19 protein-coding genes are annotated in these 19,574 nt (G+C 47.4%); all 19 read right to left on the bottom strand.

Annotated elements, in window-relative coordinates; genetic code table 11:
* Positions 1-33 precede the first annotated feature (33 nt).
* Positions 34-1,179: a homogentisate 1,2-dioxygenase gene (locus AC0VXY_RS02385; RefSeq protein WP_475526758.1), complete on the bottom strand. Its 1,146-nt coding sequence runs from the start codon at positions 1,177-1,179 to the stop codon at positions 34-36.
* Positions 1,127-2,110: a fumarylacetoacetate hydrolase family protein gene (locus AC0VXY_RS02380; RefSeq protein WP_475526757.1), complete on the bottom strand. Its 984-nt coding sequence runs from the start codon at positions 2,108-2,110 to the stop codon at positions 1,127-1,129. Before AC0VXY_RS02380 ends, AC0VXY_RS02385 begins: the two co-directional genes overlap by 53 nt.
* 6 nt (positions 2,111-2,116) lie before the next feature.
* Positions 2,117-2,728, bottom strand: coding sequence for a flavin reductase family protein (locus AC0VXY_RS02375; RefSeq protein ID WP_475526756.1), 612 nt, complete (start codon positions 2,726-2,728; stop codon positions 2,117-2,119).
* Between the two features lies 1 nt (position 2,729).
* The gene (gene hisC, locus AC0VXY_RS02370; protein WP_475526755.1) at positions 2,730-3,839 is read right to left on the bottom strand and encodes a histidinol-phosphate transaminase; all 1,110 of its coding nucleotides are present in this window, start codon (positions 3,837-3,839) and stop codon (positions 2,730-2,732) included.
* A gap of 183 nt (positions 3,840-4,022) precedes the next feature.
* Positions 4,023-5,138, bottom strand: a complete 1,116-nt coding sequence (hppD, locus tag AC0VXY_RS02365; protein WP_435993706.1) for a 4-hydroxyphenylpyruvate dioxygenase — start codon at positions 5,136-5,138, stop codon at positions 4,023-4,025.
* Positions 5,139-5,258: 120 nt separating this feature from the next.
* Positions 5,259-6,686, bottom strand: a complete 1,428-nt coding sequence (gene lpdA / locus AC0VXY_RS02360) for a dihydrolipoyl dehydrogenase (RefSeq protein ID WP_475526754.1) — start codon at positions 6,684-6,686, stop codon at positions 5,259-5,261.
* The gene (locus AC0VXY_RS02355; RefSeq protein ID WP_475526753.1) at positions 6,687-7,862 is read right to left on the bottom strand and encodes a dihydrolipoamide acetyltransferase family protein; all 1,176 of its coding nucleotides are present in this window, start codon (positions 7,860-7,862) and stop codon (positions 6,687-6,689) included.
* Between the two features lie 15 nt (positions 7,863-7,877).
* The gene (locus tag AC0VXY_RS02350) at positions 7,878-8,873 is read right to left on the bottom strand and encodes an alpha-ketoacid dehydrogenase subunit beta (protein WP_435993712.1); all 996 of its coding nucleotides are present in this window, start codon (positions 8,871-8,873) and stop codon (positions 7,878-7,880) included.
* Between the two features lies 1 nt (position 8,874).
* Positions 8,875-9,939 (bottom strand): pyruvate dehydrogenase (acetyl-transferring) E1 component subunit alpha, encoded by a 1,065-nt coding sequence (gene pdhA / locus AC0VXY_RS02345; protein ID WP_435993714.1) that lies wholly within the window; start codon positions 9,937-9,939, stop codon positions 8,875-8,877.
* A gap of 71 nt (positions 9,940-10,010) precedes the next feature.
* Positions 10,011-11,117 carry a Leu/Phe/Val dehydrogenase gene (locus AC0VXY_RS02340; protein ID WP_475527796.1) on the bottom strand — a complete coding sequence of 369 codons (1,107 nt, stop codon included), beginning with the start codon at positions 11,115-11,117 and terminating at the stop codon, positions 10,011-10,013.
* A gap of 101 nt (positions 11,118-11,218) precedes the next feature.
* On the bottom strand, positions 11,219-11,614 hold the full coding sequence (locus AC0VXY_RS02335; protein ID WP_435993716.1) for a thioesterase family protein: 396 nt from the start codon (positions 11,612-11,614) through the stop codon (positions 11,219-11,221).
* A 215-nt stretch (positions 11,615-11,829) separates the two neighbouring features.
* The gene (locus tag AC0VXY_RS02330) at positions 11,830-12,624 is read right to left on the bottom strand and encodes an ABC transporter ATP-binding protein (RefSeq protein WP_435994669.1); all 795 of its coding nucleotides are present in this window, start codon (positions 12,622-12,624) and stop codon (positions 11,830-11,832) included.
* On the bottom strand, positions 12,599-13,627 hold the full coding sequence (locus AC0VXY_RS02325) for an ABC transporter permease (RefSeq protein ID WP_435993718.1): 1,029 nt from the start codon (positions 13,625-13,627) through the stop codon (positions 12,599-12,601). The genes AC0VXY_RS02330 and AC0VXY_RS02325 overlap by 26 nt, the downstream gene beginning before the upstream one ends.
* 16 nt (positions 13,628-13,643) lie before the next feature.
* Positions 13,644-14,615, bottom strand: a complete 972-nt coding sequence (locus tag AC0VXY_RS02320) for an ABC transporter substrate-binding protein (RefSeq protein ID WP_475527795.1) — start codon at positions 14,613-14,615, stop codon at positions 13,644-13,646.
* Between the two features lie 441 nt (positions 14,616-15,056).
* Positions 15,057-16,013: an NAD(P)H-dependent flavin oxidoreductase gene (locus AC0VXY_RS02315; RefSeq protein ID WP_475526752.1), complete on the bottom strand. Its 957-nt coding sequence runs from the start codon at positions 16,011-16,013 to the stop codon at positions 15,057-15,059.
* Positions 16,014-16,138: 125 nt separating this feature from the next.
* The gene (gene paaX, locus AC0VXY_RS02310; RefSeq protein WP_435993722.1) at positions 16,139-17,014 is read right to left on the bottom strand and encodes a phenylacetic acid degradation operon negative regulatory protein PaaX; all 876 of its coding nucleotides are present in this window, start codon (positions 17,012-17,014) and stop codon (positions 16,139-16,141) included.
* Positions 17,015-17,164: 150 nt separating this feature from the next.
* The gene (locus tag AC0VXY_RS02305) at positions 17,165-17,386 is read right to left on the bottom strand and encodes a hypothetical protein (protein ID WP_475526751.1); all 222 of its coding nucleotides are present in this window, start codon (positions 17,384-17,386) and stop codon (positions 17,165-17,167) included.
* Between the two features lie 74 nt (positions 17,387-17,460).
* The gene (locus AC0VXY_RS02300; protein WP_435993726.1) at positions 17,461-18,666 is read right to left on the bottom strand and encodes a thiolase family protein; all 1,206 of its coding nucleotides are present in this window, start codon (positions 18,664-18,666) and stop codon (positions 17,461-17,463) included.
* The gene (locus AC0VXY_RS02295; protein ID WP_475526750.1) at positions 18,663-19,538 is read right to left on the bottom strand and encodes a 3-hydroxyacyl-CoA dehydrogenase; all 876 of its coding nucleotides are present in this window, start codon (positions 19,536-19,538) and stop codon (positions 18,663-18,665) included. The genes AC0VXY_RS02300 and AC0VXY_RS02295 overlap by 4 nt, the downstream gene beginning before the upstream one ends.
* Between the last annotated feature and the right edge of the window lie 36 nt (positions 19,539-19,574).

Below are 19,574 nucleotides of genomic sequence, written 5' to 3'. Positions count from 1 at the left end.
TCAATCCAGAGCCAGACCTCTGGATTGATTCTTCTATACCCATGTATACATATAATTCTGATCTTCGACATCGTTTGCTTTTTTGACAATTTTCAACGGCTTGAAAGTATCGATCATGACAGCGAGCTCCAACGTTTCTTTTTTTCCGATACTGGCTTCCGACGTTCCTGGATGAGGCCCGTGTGGAATTCCGCTCGGATGGAGGGTGATCGATCCTTTCTTGATTCCTTTTCTGCTCATGAAGTTTCCTTCCACATAGTAGAGGAGCTCATCACTATTCACGTTGCTGTGATTATACGGAGCCGGAATAGATTCCGGATGGTAATCATATAATCTCGGCACGAATGAGCAGACCACAAAGTTATGCCCTTCAAACGTTTGATGAACAGGCGGCGGCTGATGGACACGGCCGGTGATCGGCTCGAAATCCTCTATGTTGAATACCCACGGATACAAATATCCATCCCATCCGACGACGTCCAATGGATGATGATTCAATACGTGGGAATGGAGTGCGCCCCTTGACTTGGTGATCACTTCAAATTCGCCCTTTTCATCTTTGGTTTCAAGCTTTTCCGGTCCCCGCAGATCCCGTTCACAAAACGGACTGTGTTCCAGCAGTTGCCCGTACTCGTTACGGTAGCGACGAGGAGTGGTGATCTGGCTGAAGGACTCGACGATCAGCATCTTCGTCTCTTCCTCAGGAACGACACGGTAGATGGTTCCGATCGGAACCACCACATAATCACCTTTTCCATACGTGATCGTTCCAAACATCGTCTCTACCTTCCCTTTACCAAAATGGATATAAAGCATTTCATCTCCATCACCATTCCGGTAAAAGCTTGTCATCTCCTCTGTGACATAGGCAGTTCCAATCAACAAATCGGAATTTCCAAGTAAATACTCACGACTCTTTAAGGCACAGCCTTTCTTTTCTACCTTGTCTGTAAAGAAATGTCGATGGCGCAGAGCACCCTCTTCCTCAAATTCCGGCATATAACTGCCTAAATACTTTGTTTTCGCTACAGCCGTCGGCAAATGATGATGATACAGAATCGACTGTGTTCCCGAGAAACCCTTCGTCCCCATCACCTGCTCCCTGTAGAGGGTGCCGTCGTCCTTTTTAAACATGGTGTGACGTTTGTGAGGTATACTTCCCATTTGTCGATAGTACATGGTCTTCCTCCTCTCTTCTCTCTGCAATCGTATTCTTTAAAACCCCTAATCCCTTAATCTCTAATTCCACCACATCACCAGGCTTCAACCACGGATGCTTCTCGGGACCAAGCTCTAAAATGCAGCCGGTTCCAACCGTACCGGATCCGATCACCTCACCGGGATACAGGGTGACACCTTTGGATGCACGTTCGATCATGTCTCCAAATGTATAATGAATATCCTGATAATTCCCCTGTGATAAGAGTTTCCCATTCACTTTTGCCGTCATGGGAAGATCAAGACGGTCACCACTGCGATAAGTATCCATCTCTTCCTTCGTCACTAAATAAGGACCGAAAGAGGTGGCAAAATCTTTTCCTTTAGCGGGACCGAGTCCGACTTTCATTTCATGCTTCTGAATGTCCCTTGCACTCCAGTCGTTCATGATCATATAGCCGTAAATGAAGTCTTCCGCATTGTCTCGGGAAATGTTCCGGCCTTCTTTACCGATGACGCAGGCAATTTCCAGTTCATAATCCATCCACTCACAGCCAGCCGGTCTTTCAATGTGATCGAGATTTCCTTTTACAGCCAAATGATTCGTGAAATAGAAGACCGGAAAGTCATACCATTCAGGCACCACGTCCAGCCCCCTCCGTTTACGGGCCGTTTTCACATGCTCTTCAAACGCATAGAAATCCCGTATGCTGACTGGCCTTGGGATCGGCGACTTCAGGGTAACGTCACGTAATAGATGCACTCCCTTGTCTCCCTCTGAAAAAGCACCCAGCTCTTTCATCCGTTTCAGCCCTTCATCACCAAGATCAATGATGGATAACATATCTTTAGGGAGTGATCCGCTGCTTACAGCATGGATGTCCACGACAAGATCATCCTGAACGATCCCGGCCATCACTTCTCCTTCTTTTATAAAACTAACAAGCTTCACGTCATATCACCTTTTTCGAATCAATTCAAATGAATCGGATAGTGGTTTGGTGTACATCTGGCCGGCAAGCCTTCCCACCGGTTTGAGTTTTTCTGAATCTATTTTCCCGTCATAGTAGAGTTCATCATTGATCCTGACACACTCAACCTTCCCGATGACCAGGCTTCCTGCACCGGGATGATCGCCGAAGTGAAGGACCTCATGAAGAACGCATTCCAATTGAACCTTGCTTTCGGTTACTCCCGGCGGTTTTACCGTGATCGATTCTTTCTTTGTCAGCCCTACCTGTTCAAATTCATCAACGACGGATTCAAATTCAATGGCACAGTTGTTCATCTCCTCCACAAACTCTTCACTGACGATGTTGATGACAAATTCCTTCGTTTTCTCGATATTTTGGAGGGTATCCTTTTTGCTCCCATCTTTCCCTCTTCTCATCGGGGAAAAGCAGACGAGCATTGGCTCTGCAGAAATCGCCGTAAAGAAGCTGTATGGAGCGAGGTTCGCATTTCCTTTTTCATCCATGGATGAAACAAAGGCTATCGGTCGTGGCAGGATCGAACCGATCATCAGTTTATAAGCTGCCTGCCACTCAAGCATCTGGGGTTTGATATCCATTTCACTTCACCCCTTCGTTATTCAGAATATCTTCGAGAGCTCCAACGAATCGTTTATTATCCTCTTCTGTTCCAATCGTGACCCTGACCGTGGTCGGATATCCGAGAAGCGTTCCTGAACGGACGACGAGACCCCTTTTTACTAGCTCATGGGAAACCACGTCTCCGTTCAATCCTGTGTCCACCATGATAAAGTTCGATTGAGAAGAGAAATAGGATAAACCCAATCGGTCGAATTCCGTCTCCAAATAATGGCGACCCTGTTCGTTCTTATGGGTGCACTCCCTTATAAACGCCTGATCCTCCAGGGCAATGATGGCTGATTTCTGAGCAACGGTATTCACATTGAAGACATCTTTCACTTTACGGAGCTGTTCAGCAATTTCCTCATTCATGACCCCGAACCCGACCCTTAACCCGGCAAGGCCATAAATTTTCGAAAATGTCCTGAGGACAATCAGGTTTTCGAATGCAGGCAGAAGCGGCAGTGTTTCTAAATAATCATCGGTTGTCACGTACTCCATATAGGCTTCATCGACCACCACGAGAACGTGGGATGGGACGCTTTCGATAAACTGCAGGAGTTCCCTTTTCCCGACGATGGTCCCTGTCGGGTTATTCGGATTACATACAAAGATCAGTTTTGTTTTTGAAGTGATGTGGTCATGCATGCCCTGTAAATCATGGGTACCTTCTACGAGAGGGACAATGACAGATGCGCCTCCCTCTAACAGCACATTGGTCTGGTACCTTGGAAACGTCACATCGGCCATGATCGCCTCGTCTCCGCTGCTCAAATAGGCCCTCGTCAAAAGCCGGATCACTTCATCCGATCCGTTCCCGAATACGAGTTGTTCTTTCGGAACCCCTAAGAACGCTGAAACCTTTTGACTCAGATCAAACGCTGCCCCGTCCGGATATAAAAACAGGTCGCTTCCGTTTTCTTTAAACCACTCTTTCACTTTCGGTGAGCAGCCATATATATTTTCATTTTCCGATAACTTTCTGATGGAGCTGAGTCCATGCTCCTTCTTTAAGTCCAGAAGCGTCTTCCCCAGTACATATGGAGCGATATGTGTGACCGCTTCTCTTGTTTTGAACTTCAATGTCATACATATATCCTCGCCTTCCTCATGGATGAAGGGGGTTGACTCATGTGTTAGCTTATCTCCCCGTTAAAATATGTACCTGCAATCCGTACGATATTAAGCGTAGAAGCAGCTAATCTCTTTATGAGTTAACCCCCTGACCGGTCCTTTGACCCCCGTTATATATGTTCTATCTATCTATTTTTTTTATAGGTTTCCTCTGCGTTCCTGCTCGCGCTCGATGGATTCGAATAGTGCTTTGAAGTTTCCTTCGCCGAATCCTCTTGCCCCTTTACGCTGGATCACTTCGATGAATAGTGTCGGACGATCAACGATTGGCTTCGTGAAAATTTGAAGCAGATACCCTTCGTCATCCCTGTCTACTAAAATATTCAACTCTTTGATCTGCGAAATCTCTTCATCGATTTCACCTACACGCTCTGAAAGCATTTCGTAGTAGGAATCTGGAGTGTTTAAGAACTCTACTCCATTTTCCTTCAGGATCCCCACTGTCTTCACGATATCTTCTGTCAGGATAGCGATATGCTGCACCCCTGGACCACCGTAGAATTCAAGATATTCCTGGATTTGTGATTTGCGCTTTCCTTCAGCAGGTTCATTGATCGGGAATTTGATGCGTCCGCCATTATGCATGACCTTGGACATCAGGGCAGAATATTCGGTTGTAATGTCTTCATTCGTGAAATGACGCATTTCCTTGAAGCCCATCACTTTTTCGTAGTATTCCACCCACTCTTCCATGCGCTCCACGTTTCCGACGACGTGGTCGACCGCGATGATGCCGGCGTCTTCATTTTTGAGAGCGGTTTCATATTTTTCAAAGCCAGGCATGAAAATCCCTTTGTAATCCTTACGTTCCACAAGTGTATGGATCGTATCCCCATATGTACCGATCACGGCTTTCTTCACCGTTCCATTATCATCTTCCAGTGTAGAAGGAGGCATGATTTCAATCGCACCTCGTGACACGGCTCCACTGTAAGCCTTTTCGACATCATCCACGACAAGTGCGATGTCTTTGATGCCGTCTCCGTGTTTCTTCACGAATTGGGATACCCGGCTACCCTCATGCAGACTTCCTGTAATGAGCAATCGCACCTTGTTTTGTTGCAGTACATAGGATACCGTGTCACGATTGCCTGTTTCGAGCCCTGAATAGGCAACGGTCTTAAATCCGAATGCTGTACAGAAGAAGTGGGCTGCCTGCTTCGCATTACCTGTATAATATTCTAAATAATCCACATCCCTTACCGGGAAGACCTCTTCTACCTTAACCTGCTTTTTTGCTGCGTTCTCTTGCATTTTAACCCCTCCATTAAACATAATTATATTCTGAATATTATATTAAATTGTTTTATACAACTTCTCAAGAACGGCTAGTAAAGCTTAAACGCTTCTCTGTGATGAAGTCCGTCCCTCTTTTCATCTCGCTGGTTCCTTTTTTCTGGGAGGCATATGCACGGCGTCCCCCTTTAAACCTTCGACTGCTTCGAGCATTGTCTCACTCATGCTTGGGTGGGGATAGAGCGGAAAGCGAAAGTCCTCATCCCTCGCTGCCATCTCGAGTCCCATTACACCTGCAGTGATCAGCTCGACTGCACCCATTCCCATCATATGGACACCAAGGATCATATCCGTTTCACTGTCTGACACGACTTTGACGAATCCGTCTTTCTCCTCTGTAAGCTGTGCATACCCATTTCCTCTGACAGGGTTCTCACTCACTGTGACCGAATAGCCCTCACTGCGAGCTTCCTCTTCTGTAAGGCCGGCATACGCAATCGGGGGACTCATCTGCACCACCGACGGCACAAACCGCAGATCGACTTCTACCGGAAGTCCGGCCATTGCCTCGGCCACCGCCTTCCCCTGCTTAATCGCCTTCACTGCGAGGGACGGACCTTCCGTCACATCCCCGATCGCCCAAATATGGGGAATGGAGGTCCGTCCCTCCCGATCTGTCTGGATATACCCCTCGTCGGTTATTTCCATACGTAGACGGTCGAGCCCAAGGTCGGATAGGTTCGGTTTCACTTGGCCGCTCACGACAAAGTGAGAGCCTTCAATGGAAACCGTTTCTCCATCTTCTTTTTCGATCTCAGCGAAGACATGTCCGTCCCTTTCACTGGCCTTTCTCAGTACGCAATGTTTGATGACACTGATTTTCTGTTTTTTTAACTGCCTGGACAATTCTTTGGAAAGGGTGGTATCCAATGCCAATTCTTCCCTCAAGATTAACGTGACCCGACTTCCTAATATGCAGAAAACGGACGCAATCTCCAGTGAAATATAATCTGCACCATAAATGATCAGTTCCCTGGGGATCTCCTCCAGCTCAAAAATCTGTCTTTCCTTCAGGACAGTCTCTGCATTGAATATAATTTCATCCGGATAGTGAAAGTCTCCCCCTGTTGCGACGATCGCCTCTTTAAAGTTAAGAAGATTGAACTCATGTCCGTTTTCCACGCCTATACGGGATTCTGATAGGAATGAAGCCGACCCTTTAATGATTTCAACCTTGTTTGCTTTACAGAGGGATTCCACACCGGTTCGGAGCTGGGCGATTTTTTTATTTTTATAGTGTTGAAGAGTCGCAAGGTTTGCTTCAACTTCCCCAAACTCCATCCCCATTTCCTTCAGGTGCTTCGTCTTTTTGAATTCCTGGGCAAAATGGGTGAATACCTTTGATGGGATGCAGCCTTTATTCAAGCAGGTCCCCCCCAGATCCTCCCGTTCGATCAACGTGACCTGTCTACCGAGGCCCGCTGCCCTGATGGCTGCGTGATAGCCTCCGGGACCTCCTCCGATGACAATGACGTCTTTTTCTTCTGTAATTTCCCCTACTACCATTTACATCAACTCCAAAAGCATGGATTGAGGCTCTTCGATCAAAACTCTCAAACGATTTGTAAATGTCACGGCTGTCCCGCCATCCACCACTCTGTGATCAAAGGACATGGATACATTCATCATGGAGCGGACGACAATGTCATCGTGTTCGTTCACCATCGGGCGCTTCTTCGTTTTATGAAAGGCGATGAGGGCCACTTCCGGCTCGTTAATGATCGGAGTGGCTCCGATCGAACCGTTCAACGGGCCGACATTGCTGACCGTGAAGGTACCTCCCTTGATCTCTTTCATCGCAAGCTTGCCTTCCTGAGCCTTGACGGTGAGGGCCTTCATTTCAGCCTGGATTTCGATCATTGTCATTCCTTCCACCCCTTTGATGACAGGAACGATCAGACCTTCATCCGTATCGACTGCGATACCGATATTATGGTGTGGCTGAAGCTCGATGCATTCTTCCTCTTCATTTAGGCGGGCATTGAAGATCGGGAACTCTTTTAAACAAACAGAGAGGGCTTTGATAAAAAACGCCCCCATGGAAACGGTCTGTCCACCTCTTTTCATCGTATCTTTCCAGATTAATAGATTTGTCACGTCGATTTCTTCAAAATGGGTGCAGTGAGGGATGGTTCTGAGTGACTGTGACATTTTGGAAGCAATCTGTTTTCGTCTGCCCCTGAAAGGGATGGTCTTCGGCACGGTTTCTGTTGGAATCACTTGAGCAGGCACAGGTTCTTCCTCAGGTTTTGGAGTTGTCCCGACTTCGCCTTTCATGTAGAGGAGAACATCTTCATCGACAATCCTGCCCCCGGCCCCTGAACCCGCCACTTCTTCAATATTGATCCCATTTTCCCTTGCAATTTTTCTCGTATACGGGGAAGCAAGTATCCTTTTTTTCTTCGAGACCTGAGTCGTTTGGGGAACGATACGGCGGCTTGCATCTCTATGTTCCTTTTCCATCAACAGGACCGTCGATCCAACGGGAATCGTCTCCCCTTCACTTACGGTGAATTCCTTGATCACACCTGAAAACGGTGCCGGGATCTCCGCCGTCATTTTATCTGTTTGTACCTCTACAAGTGGTTGATCCGCTCTCACGACATCCCCCACCTTCACAAGAAAGTGATTGATATTGGCTTCGGTCATCCCTTCCCCGATATCATGAAGCTTAACTTCCATGGACTCCCTCCTTGTCTAATAGCGTGCCACTCTCTCCACTGCAGCAAGCACTCGTTTACTGTCAGGCAAATAGAAATCTTCAAATCCGAAATACGGAACAGGCGTATCGAATCCTGTTACGCGTTCTGTCGGCGCTTTTTGATATAAAAAGGATTTGTCATTGATGATCGCAAGCACATCATTTCCAACCCCACCCGTTGCATGGGCTTCATGGACGATGACGGTTCTCCCGGTCTTCTGGACAGAGTGTGAGATCAGATCTTTATCAAGAGGATAGAGAGTTCTAAGGTCAAGTACCTCGCAGGAGATCCCTTTTTCACTTGCTTCTTTCGCTGCATCCTCTGCAACCTTCACCATCGCTCCCCACGCAATGATCGTGACCTCCTCACCCTCCTTGACTACCTTGCCCTTCCCGATTTCCACAGTGTACTTCTCTTCCGGCACCTCCTCTTTGGAAGACCGGTAGCATCTCATAGGCTCAAGGAACAGGACGGGATCAGGGTCTTCGATCGCCGCAATCAGAAGACCTTTGGCATCATACGGTGTCGCCGGACACACCACTTTGATTCCCGGCATATGAGTGAAGAGTGCCTCTGTACTATCGGAATGAATTTCAGGTGCCCGTACCCCGGCCCCATATGGAGCCCTGATGACCATAGGGCAGGTGAAATGTCCGAGTGTCCGTGCACGTATTCGGGAGGCATGCGTCATGATCTGCTCATATGCCGGGTAAATGAATCCTAAAAACTGGACCTCCGTCACCGGACGGAATCCATTCAATCCCATCCCGATGGCGGCCCCGATAAAGCCCGCTTCACTTAAGGGTGTATCAAGAACCCGGTCTTCGCCAAATTCCTGTTGCAAGCCGTCAGTCGCCCGGAACACTCCCCCATTCGTCCCGATATCCTCCCCCATCAGCAGGACGTCCTCGTTTTCCTTTAGCATCACTCTCATCGCATCCGTGATGGCCTGAACCATCGTCAATGTCTTCATTTTCGTTAAGGTGTTCATTCTACTCACCTCTCAATTGCTCAAGGAGCTTTTCTTTTTGTTCCTGGATCGTCCACGTCGGTGTCGCAAACACATAATCGAAGATCAAGCTCGGATCTCCGGCTGGATAAGCTTCCAGTTCGTCGACGGCAAGATCCACTTCCTTTGCACATTCCTTTTGGACAGAAGCCGTCCATTCCTCGTCAAGCCAGCCCCTTAGCTCCATGTATTTTGTTAAGCGATCGACAGGGTCATTATCCTTACGCCGCGACTCGCTTTCCTGCTGATCACGGTATTTCGTCGGATCATCTGCTGTCGTATGGGCACCGTATCTCCATGTCACCGATTCGATCAAGGTAGGTCCGTCCCCGTTACGTGCTCTCTCCAAGGCATTTAGCGTTTCAAAGTAAACAGCAAAAATATCATTGCCGTCGATGCGGATGCTTGGTATATCATAGGCCAGCGCTTTCTGGGCAATGGTCTTCGTCTTCATTTGCTTATGCATGGGAACAGATATGGCATACTGATTATTTTGATTAAAAAAGACAACCGGAGCCCCCCACACGCTTGCCAGATTCAATCCTTCATGAAAATCCCCCTCAGAAGTGGCGCCGTCACCAAAATAGACAATGGCCGCATTCCGGGTTCCTTTTCTCTTCTCGGCGAAAGCCGCGCCTACCGCATGTGGAAGCTGGGTCGCAATCGGGATGCCTGGAGTAAAAATGTTCTTTCCTTCAGGAGGGACACACCCTTCATTCCTCCCTTTCCAGAAAAGAAGGATGTGAAGGAGCGAATGTCCGAATGTCATTGTTGCACCGTGATCGCGGTAGGAAGGGAATAACCAGTCTTTTTCCTGCAGGGCAAGTGCGCTCCCCACCTGGGATGCCTCCTGTCCTTCAAATGGTGCATACGTTCCGATACGGCCCTGACGCTGCAGGCTGACGGCTTTACGATCGAAGGTGCGGATCCTGATGAGATGCCGGTAAAACGTGCGGGTCAATTCTTCTGAAATGTCCTTTTCATATTCACTTTGAACCAGTTGTCCTTGCTGATCCATGACTTGGACCAGTTGAAATTCCTCGATCATTTCATCACCTCTTGTGGTGCATTATTGTTGGAGATTTGGGATAATCATGTTTTTATGAAAAATGCCTGGATTTACGTTCTCACCGACCATTTCGGACGTTTCGCATGGGAGAAGAAGCTGTTTCTTCTCGTGCGTGCGTGGATCCGGTCCTCGCAGAAACGATTGGCTGCTTCCACCGTTGTCATGTGCTCGTTTTCCGATTGCAGATAGACGTTTTGAAGGCTGTTGTAGATGGCACTCGTCTTTTGAAGGACCCGTTCTTTGTTCGGCTCATATAATTCGTCTGCCACCTGGATCAGTCCGCCGGCATTGACGATGTAATCAGGGGCATACAGTATCCCTTTTTCGTGCAGCTTCAGCCCATGAGACAGATCTAATAGTTGATTATTGGCAGAACCCACGACCGCTTTTACTTTCAACTGATCCACTGTGTGATCGTTGATGATTCCCCCGATGGCACATGGCACGAAGACATCCGCATCGACAGAATAAATTTCTTCTCCCGATACGACCTTTATGGCCGCACCCATGTTTTTCGCTTTCGCAACCAATAGATCGATGGATTTCTGACTGATATCCGTTACATACAGGTCTGCTCCCTCTTCCAGCAGTCGTTCGGCTACTTTAAACCCGACCTTCCCAAGTCCCTGAATGGCGTAGCTTTTTCCATGAAGATCTTTCGAGCCCCAGACGTTTTGGTTTGTCGCCTGCAAGCCATAAATCACGCCCATGGCAGTCGGGATGGATGAATCACCGCTACCTCCGTACTCTTCATTGACACCGACGATACAATTGGTCTCTTTTAAGGCATAAACGAAATCTTCAGGCGTGGTCCCCATGTCCGTCCCTGTATAGAATCTTCCGTTTAAAGATTCAACGAATTGACCGAAGGCACGGAACAGCTCCGGATCTTTATCTGTTTCCGGATCTCCGATTATGACCGCCTTTCCTCCACCGAAGTCCACGTCGGCTGCAGCACATTTATACGTCATGCCTTTGGATAGGCGCAGGACGTCCTCAAGTGCTTCATCTACTGATGCATACGGTCTCATGCGGCATCCGCCAAGAGCTGGTCCAAGAGTGGTATTATGTATGGCGATGATGGCTTTAAGCCCTGTTTCTTCATCGTTGCAAAATACAACTTGTTCATGGTTTTGTATTCTCTGGAACATATCCATTTCAATTCCCCCTGCAAGCTCTCTGTTTGTAACCGCTTTCAATTCAGTCGATACTTTAGACATTGTGCTTCCTCCTTTAACTACTCGCTACATAAATGGATCTAGCTCTCTTTTATTCTTTCTTTAATTTTCTCTTTGGGTAATACCACTTGCTTCACTTCACCTTTTCCAATGAGTCTGTCATTCTCTCTATCTCTGACAGTCACTTCGGTTACGATGACGTTTCGTTCGTATTCAATAACGTTCGCTCTAATTTCAAGAAGGGAACCCGTTTTCGCCGGCGCCACATGCCGTGCGTTCACCTTTGCCCCCATTCCTTCTTCGTGATCTTCCAAATAGGGTAGAATGACTTTCCTGGATGCCCATTCCATGTGGTACACCATCGACACCGTTGAATACACGGGGTGAACCACGTTTCCTTCAAACTGGGCATACATGCCGGGGGTGACTTCAGTCGTAATAACGGCTGTATGTCCTACTGCTAATCCAGACTTCATTGCTTTCCCCCTTTAAACCAACGAATCATACATTTTTATATAACGTTAATTCAACGATATAATAACATTTTGTTTTATAAATAGTCAATAAATTGTTAAAATATTTAAAATATTATATTAATATAAGTTATGCATAGAAGCCTTCATCGTAAAAAAAGCAACGGAACTCAAAGTCCCGTTGCTTTTTACAGAAGGTTGTTTATTTTTTTATTAGCCTATGAAAGAAGGGCACGGTCACTTGCCAATTGACTGCCGCGGATCCTCTGGAATTCATGGAGCAGTCCTTCGACGGTGAGATGCTTCTTCTGTTCTTCATTCACTTCCAGGATGATCTGTCCCTTATCCATCATAATCAAACGGTTCCCGAGATCCAGGGCCTGCTGCATATTATGGGTGACCATCAATGTAGTGAGCTTGTACTTCTCCACAATCTCCTTCGTCAGGTTCGTAATGAGATCTGCACGGGCCGGATCAAGCGCAGCCGTATGTTCATCCAGCAGTAGGATCGATGGCTCTGTGAAGGTCGCCATCAAGAGGGAAAGAGCCTGCCGTTCTCCACCTGACAATAATCCCACCTTGGCATTCAGACGGTTTTCAAGTCCGAGATGAAGGGTTTCAAGTACTTCTTTAAAGAACACTCTCCGTTTTTTTGTGACCCCCATTTTAAAAGTCCTCGTCCGGTTCCGTGAATACGCCATGGCCAGGTTTTCTTCAATGGTCATGGATGGTGCCGTGCCTGCCATCGGATCCTGGAATACGCGGCCGATCAGCTTTGAACGTTTATATTCAGAAACCTTCGATACCTCGTGGTCATCGATCAACACATTTCCGATATCAGGAATCAATACCCCTGAGACGATATTCATCAGGGTCGATTTCCCGGCTCCGTTACTCCCGATAACCGTCACGAAATCACCTGGTTCCAGAGAGAGCTGAATATCATCAAGGGCGATTTTCTCATCGGGTGTCCCTTCATTGAATACTTTATGAATTCGATTTAATTGTAACACCGCCATCACCCTTTCTCTCTGAAATCGGCGTTTGGTTTACCCGTTCCGCCATTCGCTGTGCCTTCCGTTTCTTATCCTTGTAACGATCCATCACCTTAGGCATGACAAGTGCCAGAATGACAATGGTCGCCGTGATCAGTTTCATATCTCCCGTTTCAAGGAAATCGACACGAAGGGCCATGGAAACGACCAATCGGTAGATGATCGCCCCACCGATGACGGCTAAGGTCGTACGGGCAATTGTCTTCTTTCCGAATAGTGCTTCACCGATGATGACAGAAGCGAGCCCGATGATGATCATCCCGATCCCCATTCCGACGTCGGCAAAACGGCTGTACTGGGCGATCAGGGCGCCGGATAGTGCCACCATCCCATTCGAGATCCCCAACCCGAGAATGATCATCAGATTCGTATTGGCAGAGAAGCTGCGGATCATCCGTTGATTATCCCCTGTCGCTCTCAGCGCCAACCCGATTTCCGTTTTCAAAAATGCGTCTGTCAAAAATTTGATCCCAAGCGTAATGATCGTCATGACGAATAGAATGCTCCACGTTCCCGGAACAGGCTCCCCGAGTCCGATGGCCGTCCATACTTTATTAAGGGCGGCATCGATTCCAAGAGGGGACCAGAATCCTTCTATCCCTGTAAACGCGGTATCCTGACTGAGCAGGGGTACATTCGACCTCCCCATGATCCGGAGATTGATGGAATACAGGGCGATCATCATTAAAATCCCTGATAATAAGGCATTGATTTTACCAAACGTATGAAGTAAACCTGTTATACATCCTGCTACAAATCCGATCACTATCGCCGTAATCGTTGCGATGACGGGGTTTACGCCACTGACGATCATGGTTGCAGCGACAGCGGCCCCTGTTACGAAGCTGCCATCGACTGTTAAATCAGGAAAATCCAATATCCGAAAGGACAGATAGACTCCGAGGGCCATAATAGCGTAAATGATTCCAGATTCAAAGGATGCGAATATTGCTGTTGGCACGAATCATCATCCCTTTCTATTTTTCTTCAATAAACTTCCCAAGGTCTGACCAGGCTTCCTGTACTTCCACACCTTGTTCTTCAGCTGCCGCTTTATTGAACATCAATTCGAAGTTTTCCGGAGCCTGTACAGGGAGTTCAGAAGGTTTTTTCTCTCCTTTTAAAATCTTCACCGCCATCAACCCGGTTTGGTAACCAAGGTCTTCATAGTTGAATCCACTTGCTGCAATGGCTCCTTTTTCCAATGAATCGAGTTCCCCAACAAAAAGAGGAATATCCTTTTCATTCGCTACCGTGATGACGGACTCAAGGGCTGAAACGACTGTGTTATCTTTCGGGATGTAGAGGGCATCGACCCTTCCCACCATGGATTCAGTCGCTTGCTTAACATCTGCAGACGTTGAAACAGTTGCTTCCACCACTTCCACGCCTTTTTCCTTCGCAAGCTTATTCACTTCAGCTACTTGAACGACAGCATTTTGCTCTCCGGAATTATACACAATCCCGATCTTCTTGGCTTTCATTTCATCCGTAATGAATTGGAGTGTCTTTGAAATTGCTTCTGGGTGAGTATCCGTCGTACCAGTAATATTCTCACCTGGCTCGTCAAATGACTTGACGAGTTCAGCACCGACAGGATCAGTGACAGAGGTGAATACGATTGGTATGTCTTTCGTTGCATTCAGGGCAGTTTGCGCACTTGGGGTTGAGTTTGCAAAGATGAGGTCTACACCGTCCCCGACAAAGTTCTTCGCAATGCTTTGTGAGTTACTTTGATCTCCTTGAGCGATTTGAACATCATACTTTACGTTTTCGCCTTCTTTGAAACCGTTTTCATCCAGAGCCTTCTTGAAACCTTCAAATGCCGCATCCAATGATGGATGTTCCACAATCTGGGTTACCCCGATGACATATTGCTTCTCACCATCTCCATCGCCGGAACTCTTATCACTACCACATCCTGATAGAACCAGCATTCCAAATAACATAGAGATCACAACAAGTAATAAACTCTTCTTCTTCACAGAAATCCCCCTTTTTCTCTTCCTGATATATGATCAGTAGTCTACTAGACTAGCAAATCCATGTATGATAAAAATATGAACGAACGTAAATACAACGTTATATTATCACTCCTGTCACAAAATAGTCAATAATATTCGGAAAATTTAAAAATTAATACTAGTATAGTCGGTCTTGGGGGGAATATCCATAGGGAATGACGGGAAATTTATGTCGAATGGAGATCGGTGGGGTGGATATGACTTTACGTTTTCTTTGTCCAAAAATTATAAGGTCGTAAATCGCGGAGATGAAAAAACTGCAGTTTGGGCTTATATAATGGTTTTGTGCTATAGTTTTTGTCTGTGAACCCCATCAAAAAAAGCGCTCACCCTGCAAGGGCAAGCGCTTAGGAAAACCTCAATCTATTAAGATCGCATCCCATAACTGGAAAGCTCTCTAAAAATCCTGTGGGCATCGCTCATCATTCTTTCCAGAAGCTCCTCTACCGTCGGAATGTCCTCTACAAGTCCCGACACCTGACCACCGTTTATAAAGCCCTGATCCAGCTTTCCTTCAAGTGCCCCAATCCGGTGATAATCCTCGGATGTCATGTGGTTGAACTCATCAGGAGCGACCCCCTCCCGCTCTTTTTGAAGCAGCCCATCTGCATAAGGGGTTTTCATCACCCGTCTCACCCTGCCGACAGAACGTCCTACGATGACCGTGCTATCGTCTTTTGCATCCACCAGGGTAGATTTATAGTTGTCATGAAAAGGAGCTTCCTTGGTCGCGATGAACCGTGTCCCCATTTGCACTCCGCTCGCACCAAGGACAAGCATGGAAGCAAGTCCCCGTCCATCACCGATCCCTCCTGCAGCCACTACCGGAATCTTTACAGTATCAACGAGTTGAGGAATAAGAGCCAGAGTGGTCGTTTCCAAATTGGAGTTGATCCCGGCAGCTTCATACCCTTCCGCCACGATTACATCCGCTCCTGCATCTTCCGCTTTCTTTCCCTGTTTTTTCGAAGCAACGACGCAGATTACCTTTACGTTGTGTTCGTGGAAATAAGGAATGAGCGGGGATGGATTTCCCGCTGATAAGGAAACGACCGGTATCCCGTGCGTCACCACTAAGCGAACCATTTCTTTCAAATGCGGTGTGATGGAAATCGGAATGTTCAGGGCGAAAGGTTTACTGGTTCTCTTTTTCGTTTCAATGATGATCCCTTCCACTTCCTCTACGCCCATGGTCCCGACTCCGATTGTACCGAGGGCTCCGGCTTCAGAGATTGCCGCTGTCAACTGGGCGTTACTGATATTCCCCATTCCCCCTTGAATGATAGGATATGTTATATGTAAGACGTTCGTTAGGTTATTCATAATAATCCCCCTTCGTTAAATTCATGTTATACTTTTTGGGATTATTCGACAAGTCCCTCCCCGAATTCTCGAGGTCCGTCCCTCTAAAAAAACCACCTGCAGATTCAAACCGGCAGGTGGTTTTGTCAATCAAGCAATAACGGATGTGTCATCACGTTATAGCTCAGGTCTTTGTTTTTCAGTTCGTTTCCGTCTTCAAATACACTTTCAAAGAAACGGGATGCCGGTTCGGCGAGTTCTTTGTAGTATTCTCCAAACAGAGTGGCTGCGTGGGCTCCGAGCCATTTTTCAGGCAGGAGTTCTTCCGGCAGGCCCGGATCGACGAAGAGGAATTTCCGGTATTCATGGACGAGCTTCGTCCTTTCCACGAAACATTCGGCGTCGCTCATTTGCCCTTTACTGATTTTACTCTTATCAATCATATATTGTTGACTGTAATGAGAAATGAAATCCTGGTAGCGGTCATTGATCTCGTTCAGGTCCCAGCTCTTTTCTATTAACCGCTGATTTTCATTAGGTCCTTTATGTTCTGCGATGAAGAAATCGACGTACTCTTTAATATCGTACTTATCGAAAAGGGATTGCACCTGCTTCTCCAGGTTGTTGGGAGAAATCCACGTACTCGTCGATAAGGTTCCAAATCCGCTCCAAACCAGCTCTTTTCTCAGCTCATCACGGATACTCCTGATTTCTTCAGGAATGGAATACATGAGGATCCTCCATTTACCGTCCCATTGCTCAGGCTTCAGCTTAAATATCCTGTTTGCCGCTTCTTCCATGCGGACCTCGCCTCGTTCGGTCAGGGAGTAATAGCTTTTGTTCCCCTGCTTCTCCGCCTGGACCCATCCCTGCTTATTCATCCGGGAAATCGCGGCACGGACGGCCTGATCATTATGACCAAATTCATTCAGCAGGCGAATCAAACTGCCGATCCAAATTTTATTTCCATAATGGCGAATATAGTCCCCGTATAGTGTAAAGATCATTGATCTTGTATTCATCGCTGCCTCTCCTTTTATCCTATCGCATTCATTTATGACGTTAATTTTACGTTTAGTAAATATCATAGCATAAAAATTCCTGAAAAATAAATGAATATTCATGATCTAAATGATAAAATAAAAAATCAGGCTCCCCCAAGAGCCTGTCCCTCAATGATACACCTTCAACATTTCCAGCATCTTCACAAAGTCATACGTGTTCACGACTTTCTCCTTGGACCAATTTGCCTCGATCCAATTTACAAGCTCCTCCTGACTGTTGAACACCTCCCCGCTCGTGTCCGCCTTCCTGATCATAAACCTGCCGTTATCTTCATCTGCGACGACGAGACAAGGGATCTCACTTTCGACTGTCATGATCTCAAATTCCATCTTTATCACCTCACGTCTATCCTTTCTAAAAAAGAAACCTCTTAATCACAAAAAGCCCTGCAAAAACAGGGCACTTACGATTCTATATTTTCAACGAGGGTCGCGATTCCCTGACCTACTCCGATGCACATGGTAGACAGGCCGTAGCGTACCTTCCTCTTCTTCATTTCATATAGAAGGGTGGTGAGGATACGGGCTCCACTGGCTCCGAGCGGATGACCGAAGGCAATGGCTCCCCCGTTGACGTTGACGATTTCTTCATTCAGTCCAAGTTCACGGATGCAGGCGAGGGACTGGGCCGCGAATGCTTCATTCAGCTCCACCAAGCCGATCTGATCAAGGGCGAGGCCGGAACGCTTCAGGACCTTCTGTGTGGCATAGATCGGCCCCAGTCCCATGACTGAAGGCTCCAGGCCCGCAGTGGCTGATGTCACGTAGCGGGCAAGGGGGATGACGCCTAATTCATCCGCCCTTTCCCTGCTCATGAGAAGAAGGGCCGACGCACCATCATTCACACCGGAAGCATTCCCCGCAGTCACGGTCCCTCCCTGGAACAGGGGCTTCAGTTTCTGGAGCTTCTCACTATTGGTGTCGGGTCTTGGGTGTTCATCCATCATAAAGGTAGAGACATTTCCTTTGCGATCACGAAGCTCCACCGGTACAATCTCTTCTTTAAAACGTTCTTCATCCATGGCTCGCTTCGCCTTCACCTGGCTCCAATAGGCAAAGTGATCCTGTTCTTCACGTGAAATGCCGAACTGCTTCGCCACATTTTCAGCCGTTTCCGGCATGGAATCGGTTCCGTACCTTTCTTTCAGACGGGAATTGACGAAGCGCCAGCCGATCGTCGTATCGAACATTTCCATATTTCCTCTCGGGAATTCTTTTGAAGGCTTTGCCATGACATATGGGGCACGCGTCATGCTTTCGGTACCGCCTGCAATGAAGACCTCCCCTTCTCCTGCTAAAATGGCCCTTGCTGCATAGTTGACAGCATCCAGTCCAGAACCGCACAGACGATTGATGGTCGTCGCACCAACTTCAACGGGGAGACCGGCAAGGAGAGTTGACATCCGTGCGACATTCCGGTTATCCTCTCCGGCACCGTTGGCGTTTCCCAGTACCACTTCTTCAATCGTATCGACAGGGACAAGGGGATTTCTTTCCATAAGGGCTTTAATGACGTGAGCTCCCAGGTCATCGGGCCGCACTTCTTTTAACGATCCTTTATATCTTCCTATCGGGGTCCGGACGGCATCGACAATGACAACTTCCCTCATGACTGATGCTCCTTTTCCTTTGTTTCTGAATAATCATAGACCCCTTTGCCTGATTTTCTGCCAAGGCGGCCTGCCTTTACGTACTTCTCTAACAATGGCGCCGGACGATACTTCTCCCCAAGCTTTTCGTGAAGGTACTTTAAATTATTCAGTCGTGTATCCAATCCGACTAAATCACCGAGTTCAAAGGGACCCATTGGGTAATTAAGGCCGAGCTTGATCGCTTTATCGATTTCCTCAGGAGACCCGAGTCCTTCCTGAAGCATGTAAAAAGCTTCATTCCCTACGAGTGCCGAGATCCTGCTTGTAACAAACCCTGGGAATTCATTGATGACCACTGTTTCTTTCCCCATCAGGCGGGCAACCTGGCCGATGACCTCCGCTGTTTCATCACTTGTTTCCAATCCCCTCACGATTTCGACGAGCGGCATTTTATGTACAGGATTGAAAAAGTGCATGGCAATCACTTTATCCGGCCGTTTCGTAAAGGAGCCGATTTCAGTCGGACTCATGGTGGACGTATTGGTCGCCAGATGGCAATACTCCGGAGCATGTGCATCCAGTACCTCGAACACACCACGCTTGATGTCTGTTTTTTCCGGAACGGCTTCGATGACCACATCGGCATCCCTTACGGCAATGGACAGATTCGTTGAATAGCTCATCAGTTCTTTTGCTTCTACATACTCCTGCTGAGTGAGCTTGTTTCTTTCGATCCCCTTCTGGAGTAGGAGCTCAACCTCTTCTCTCGCATGATCCAGCTGCTCTTGTTTAATATCAACCAGAGTGGTCCTGAATCCTCCTGTTGCACTTACATAGGCAATCCCTCTACCCATCACACCGGAACCCACTACCACAATATGCTGTGACATACTTTATTTCCCCTTTCTTGCAATAAGGGGTTGACC

Source organism: Rossellomorea sp. QJM3NY_18 (assembly GCF_056173145.1).
Note: the sequence above shows the minus strand (reverse complement) of the source record. Positions and strands in the feature narration are given on the sequence as shown.

Coding starts and splice junctions, on each gene's coding strand:
- AC0VXY_RS02340 (WP_475527796.1), bottom strand. CDS start 11,117: ATGGATATGTTCCAGAGAATACAAAACCATGAACAAGTTGTATTTTGC.
- lpdA (WP_475526754.1), bottom strand. CDS start 6,686: ATGGTAGTAGGGGAAATTACAGAAGAAAAAGACGTCATTGTCATCGGA.
- pdhA (WP_435993714.1), bottom strand. CDS start 9,939: ATGATCGAGGAATTTCAACTGGTCCAAGTCATGGATCAGCAAGGACAA.
- AC0VXY_RS02320 (WP_475527795.1), bottom strand. CDS start 14,615: ATGTTATTTGGAATGCTGGTTCTATCAGGATGTGGTAGTGATAAGAGT.
- AC0VXY_RS02335 (WP_435993716.1), bottom strand. CDS start 11,614: ATGAAGTCTGGATTAGCAGTAGGACATACAGCCGTTATTACGACTGAA.
- AC0VXY_RS02305 (WP_475526751.1), bottom strand. CDS start 17,386: ATGGAATTTGAGATCATGACAGTCGAAAGTGAGATCCCTTGTCTCGTC.
- paaX (WP_435993722.1), bottom strand. CDS start 17,014: ATGAATACAAGATCAATGATCTTTACACTATACGGGGACTATATTCGC.
- hisC (WP_475526755.1), bottom strand. CDS start 3,839: ATGACATTGAAGTTCAAAACAAGAGAAGCGGTCACACATATCGCTCCA.
- hppD (WP_435993706.1), bottom strand. CDS start 5,138: ATGCAAGAGAACGCAGCAAAAAAGCAGGTTAAGGTAGAAGAGGTCTTC.
- AC0VXY_RS02355 (WP_475526753.1), bottom strand. CDS start 7,862: ATGGAAGTTAAGCTTCATGATATCGGGGAAGGGATGACCGAAGCCAAT.
- AC0VXY_RS02295 (WP_475526750.1), bottom strand. CDS start 19,538: ATGTCACAGCATATTGTGGTAGTGGGTTCCGGTGTGATGGGTAGAGGG.
- AC0VXY_RS02375 (WP_475526756.1), bottom strand. CDS start 2,728: ATGGATATCAAACCCCAGATGCTTGAGTGGCAGGCAGCTTATAAACTG.
- AC0VXY_RS02385 (WP_475526758.1), bottom strand. CDS start 1,179: ATGTACTATCGACAAATGGGAAGTATACCTCACAAACGTCACACCATG.
- AC0VXY_RS02300 (WP_435993726.1), bottom strand. CDS start 18,666: ATGAGGGAAGTTGTCATTGTCGATGCCGTCCGGACCCCGATAGGAAGA.
- AC0VXY_RS02350 (WP_435993712.1), bottom strand. CDS start 8,873: ATGAACACCTTAACGAAAATGAAGACATTGACGATGGTTCAGGCCATC.
- AC0VXY_RS02315 (WP_475526752.1), bottom strand. CDS start 16,013: ATGAATAACCTAACGAACGTCTTACATATAACATATCCTATCATTCAA.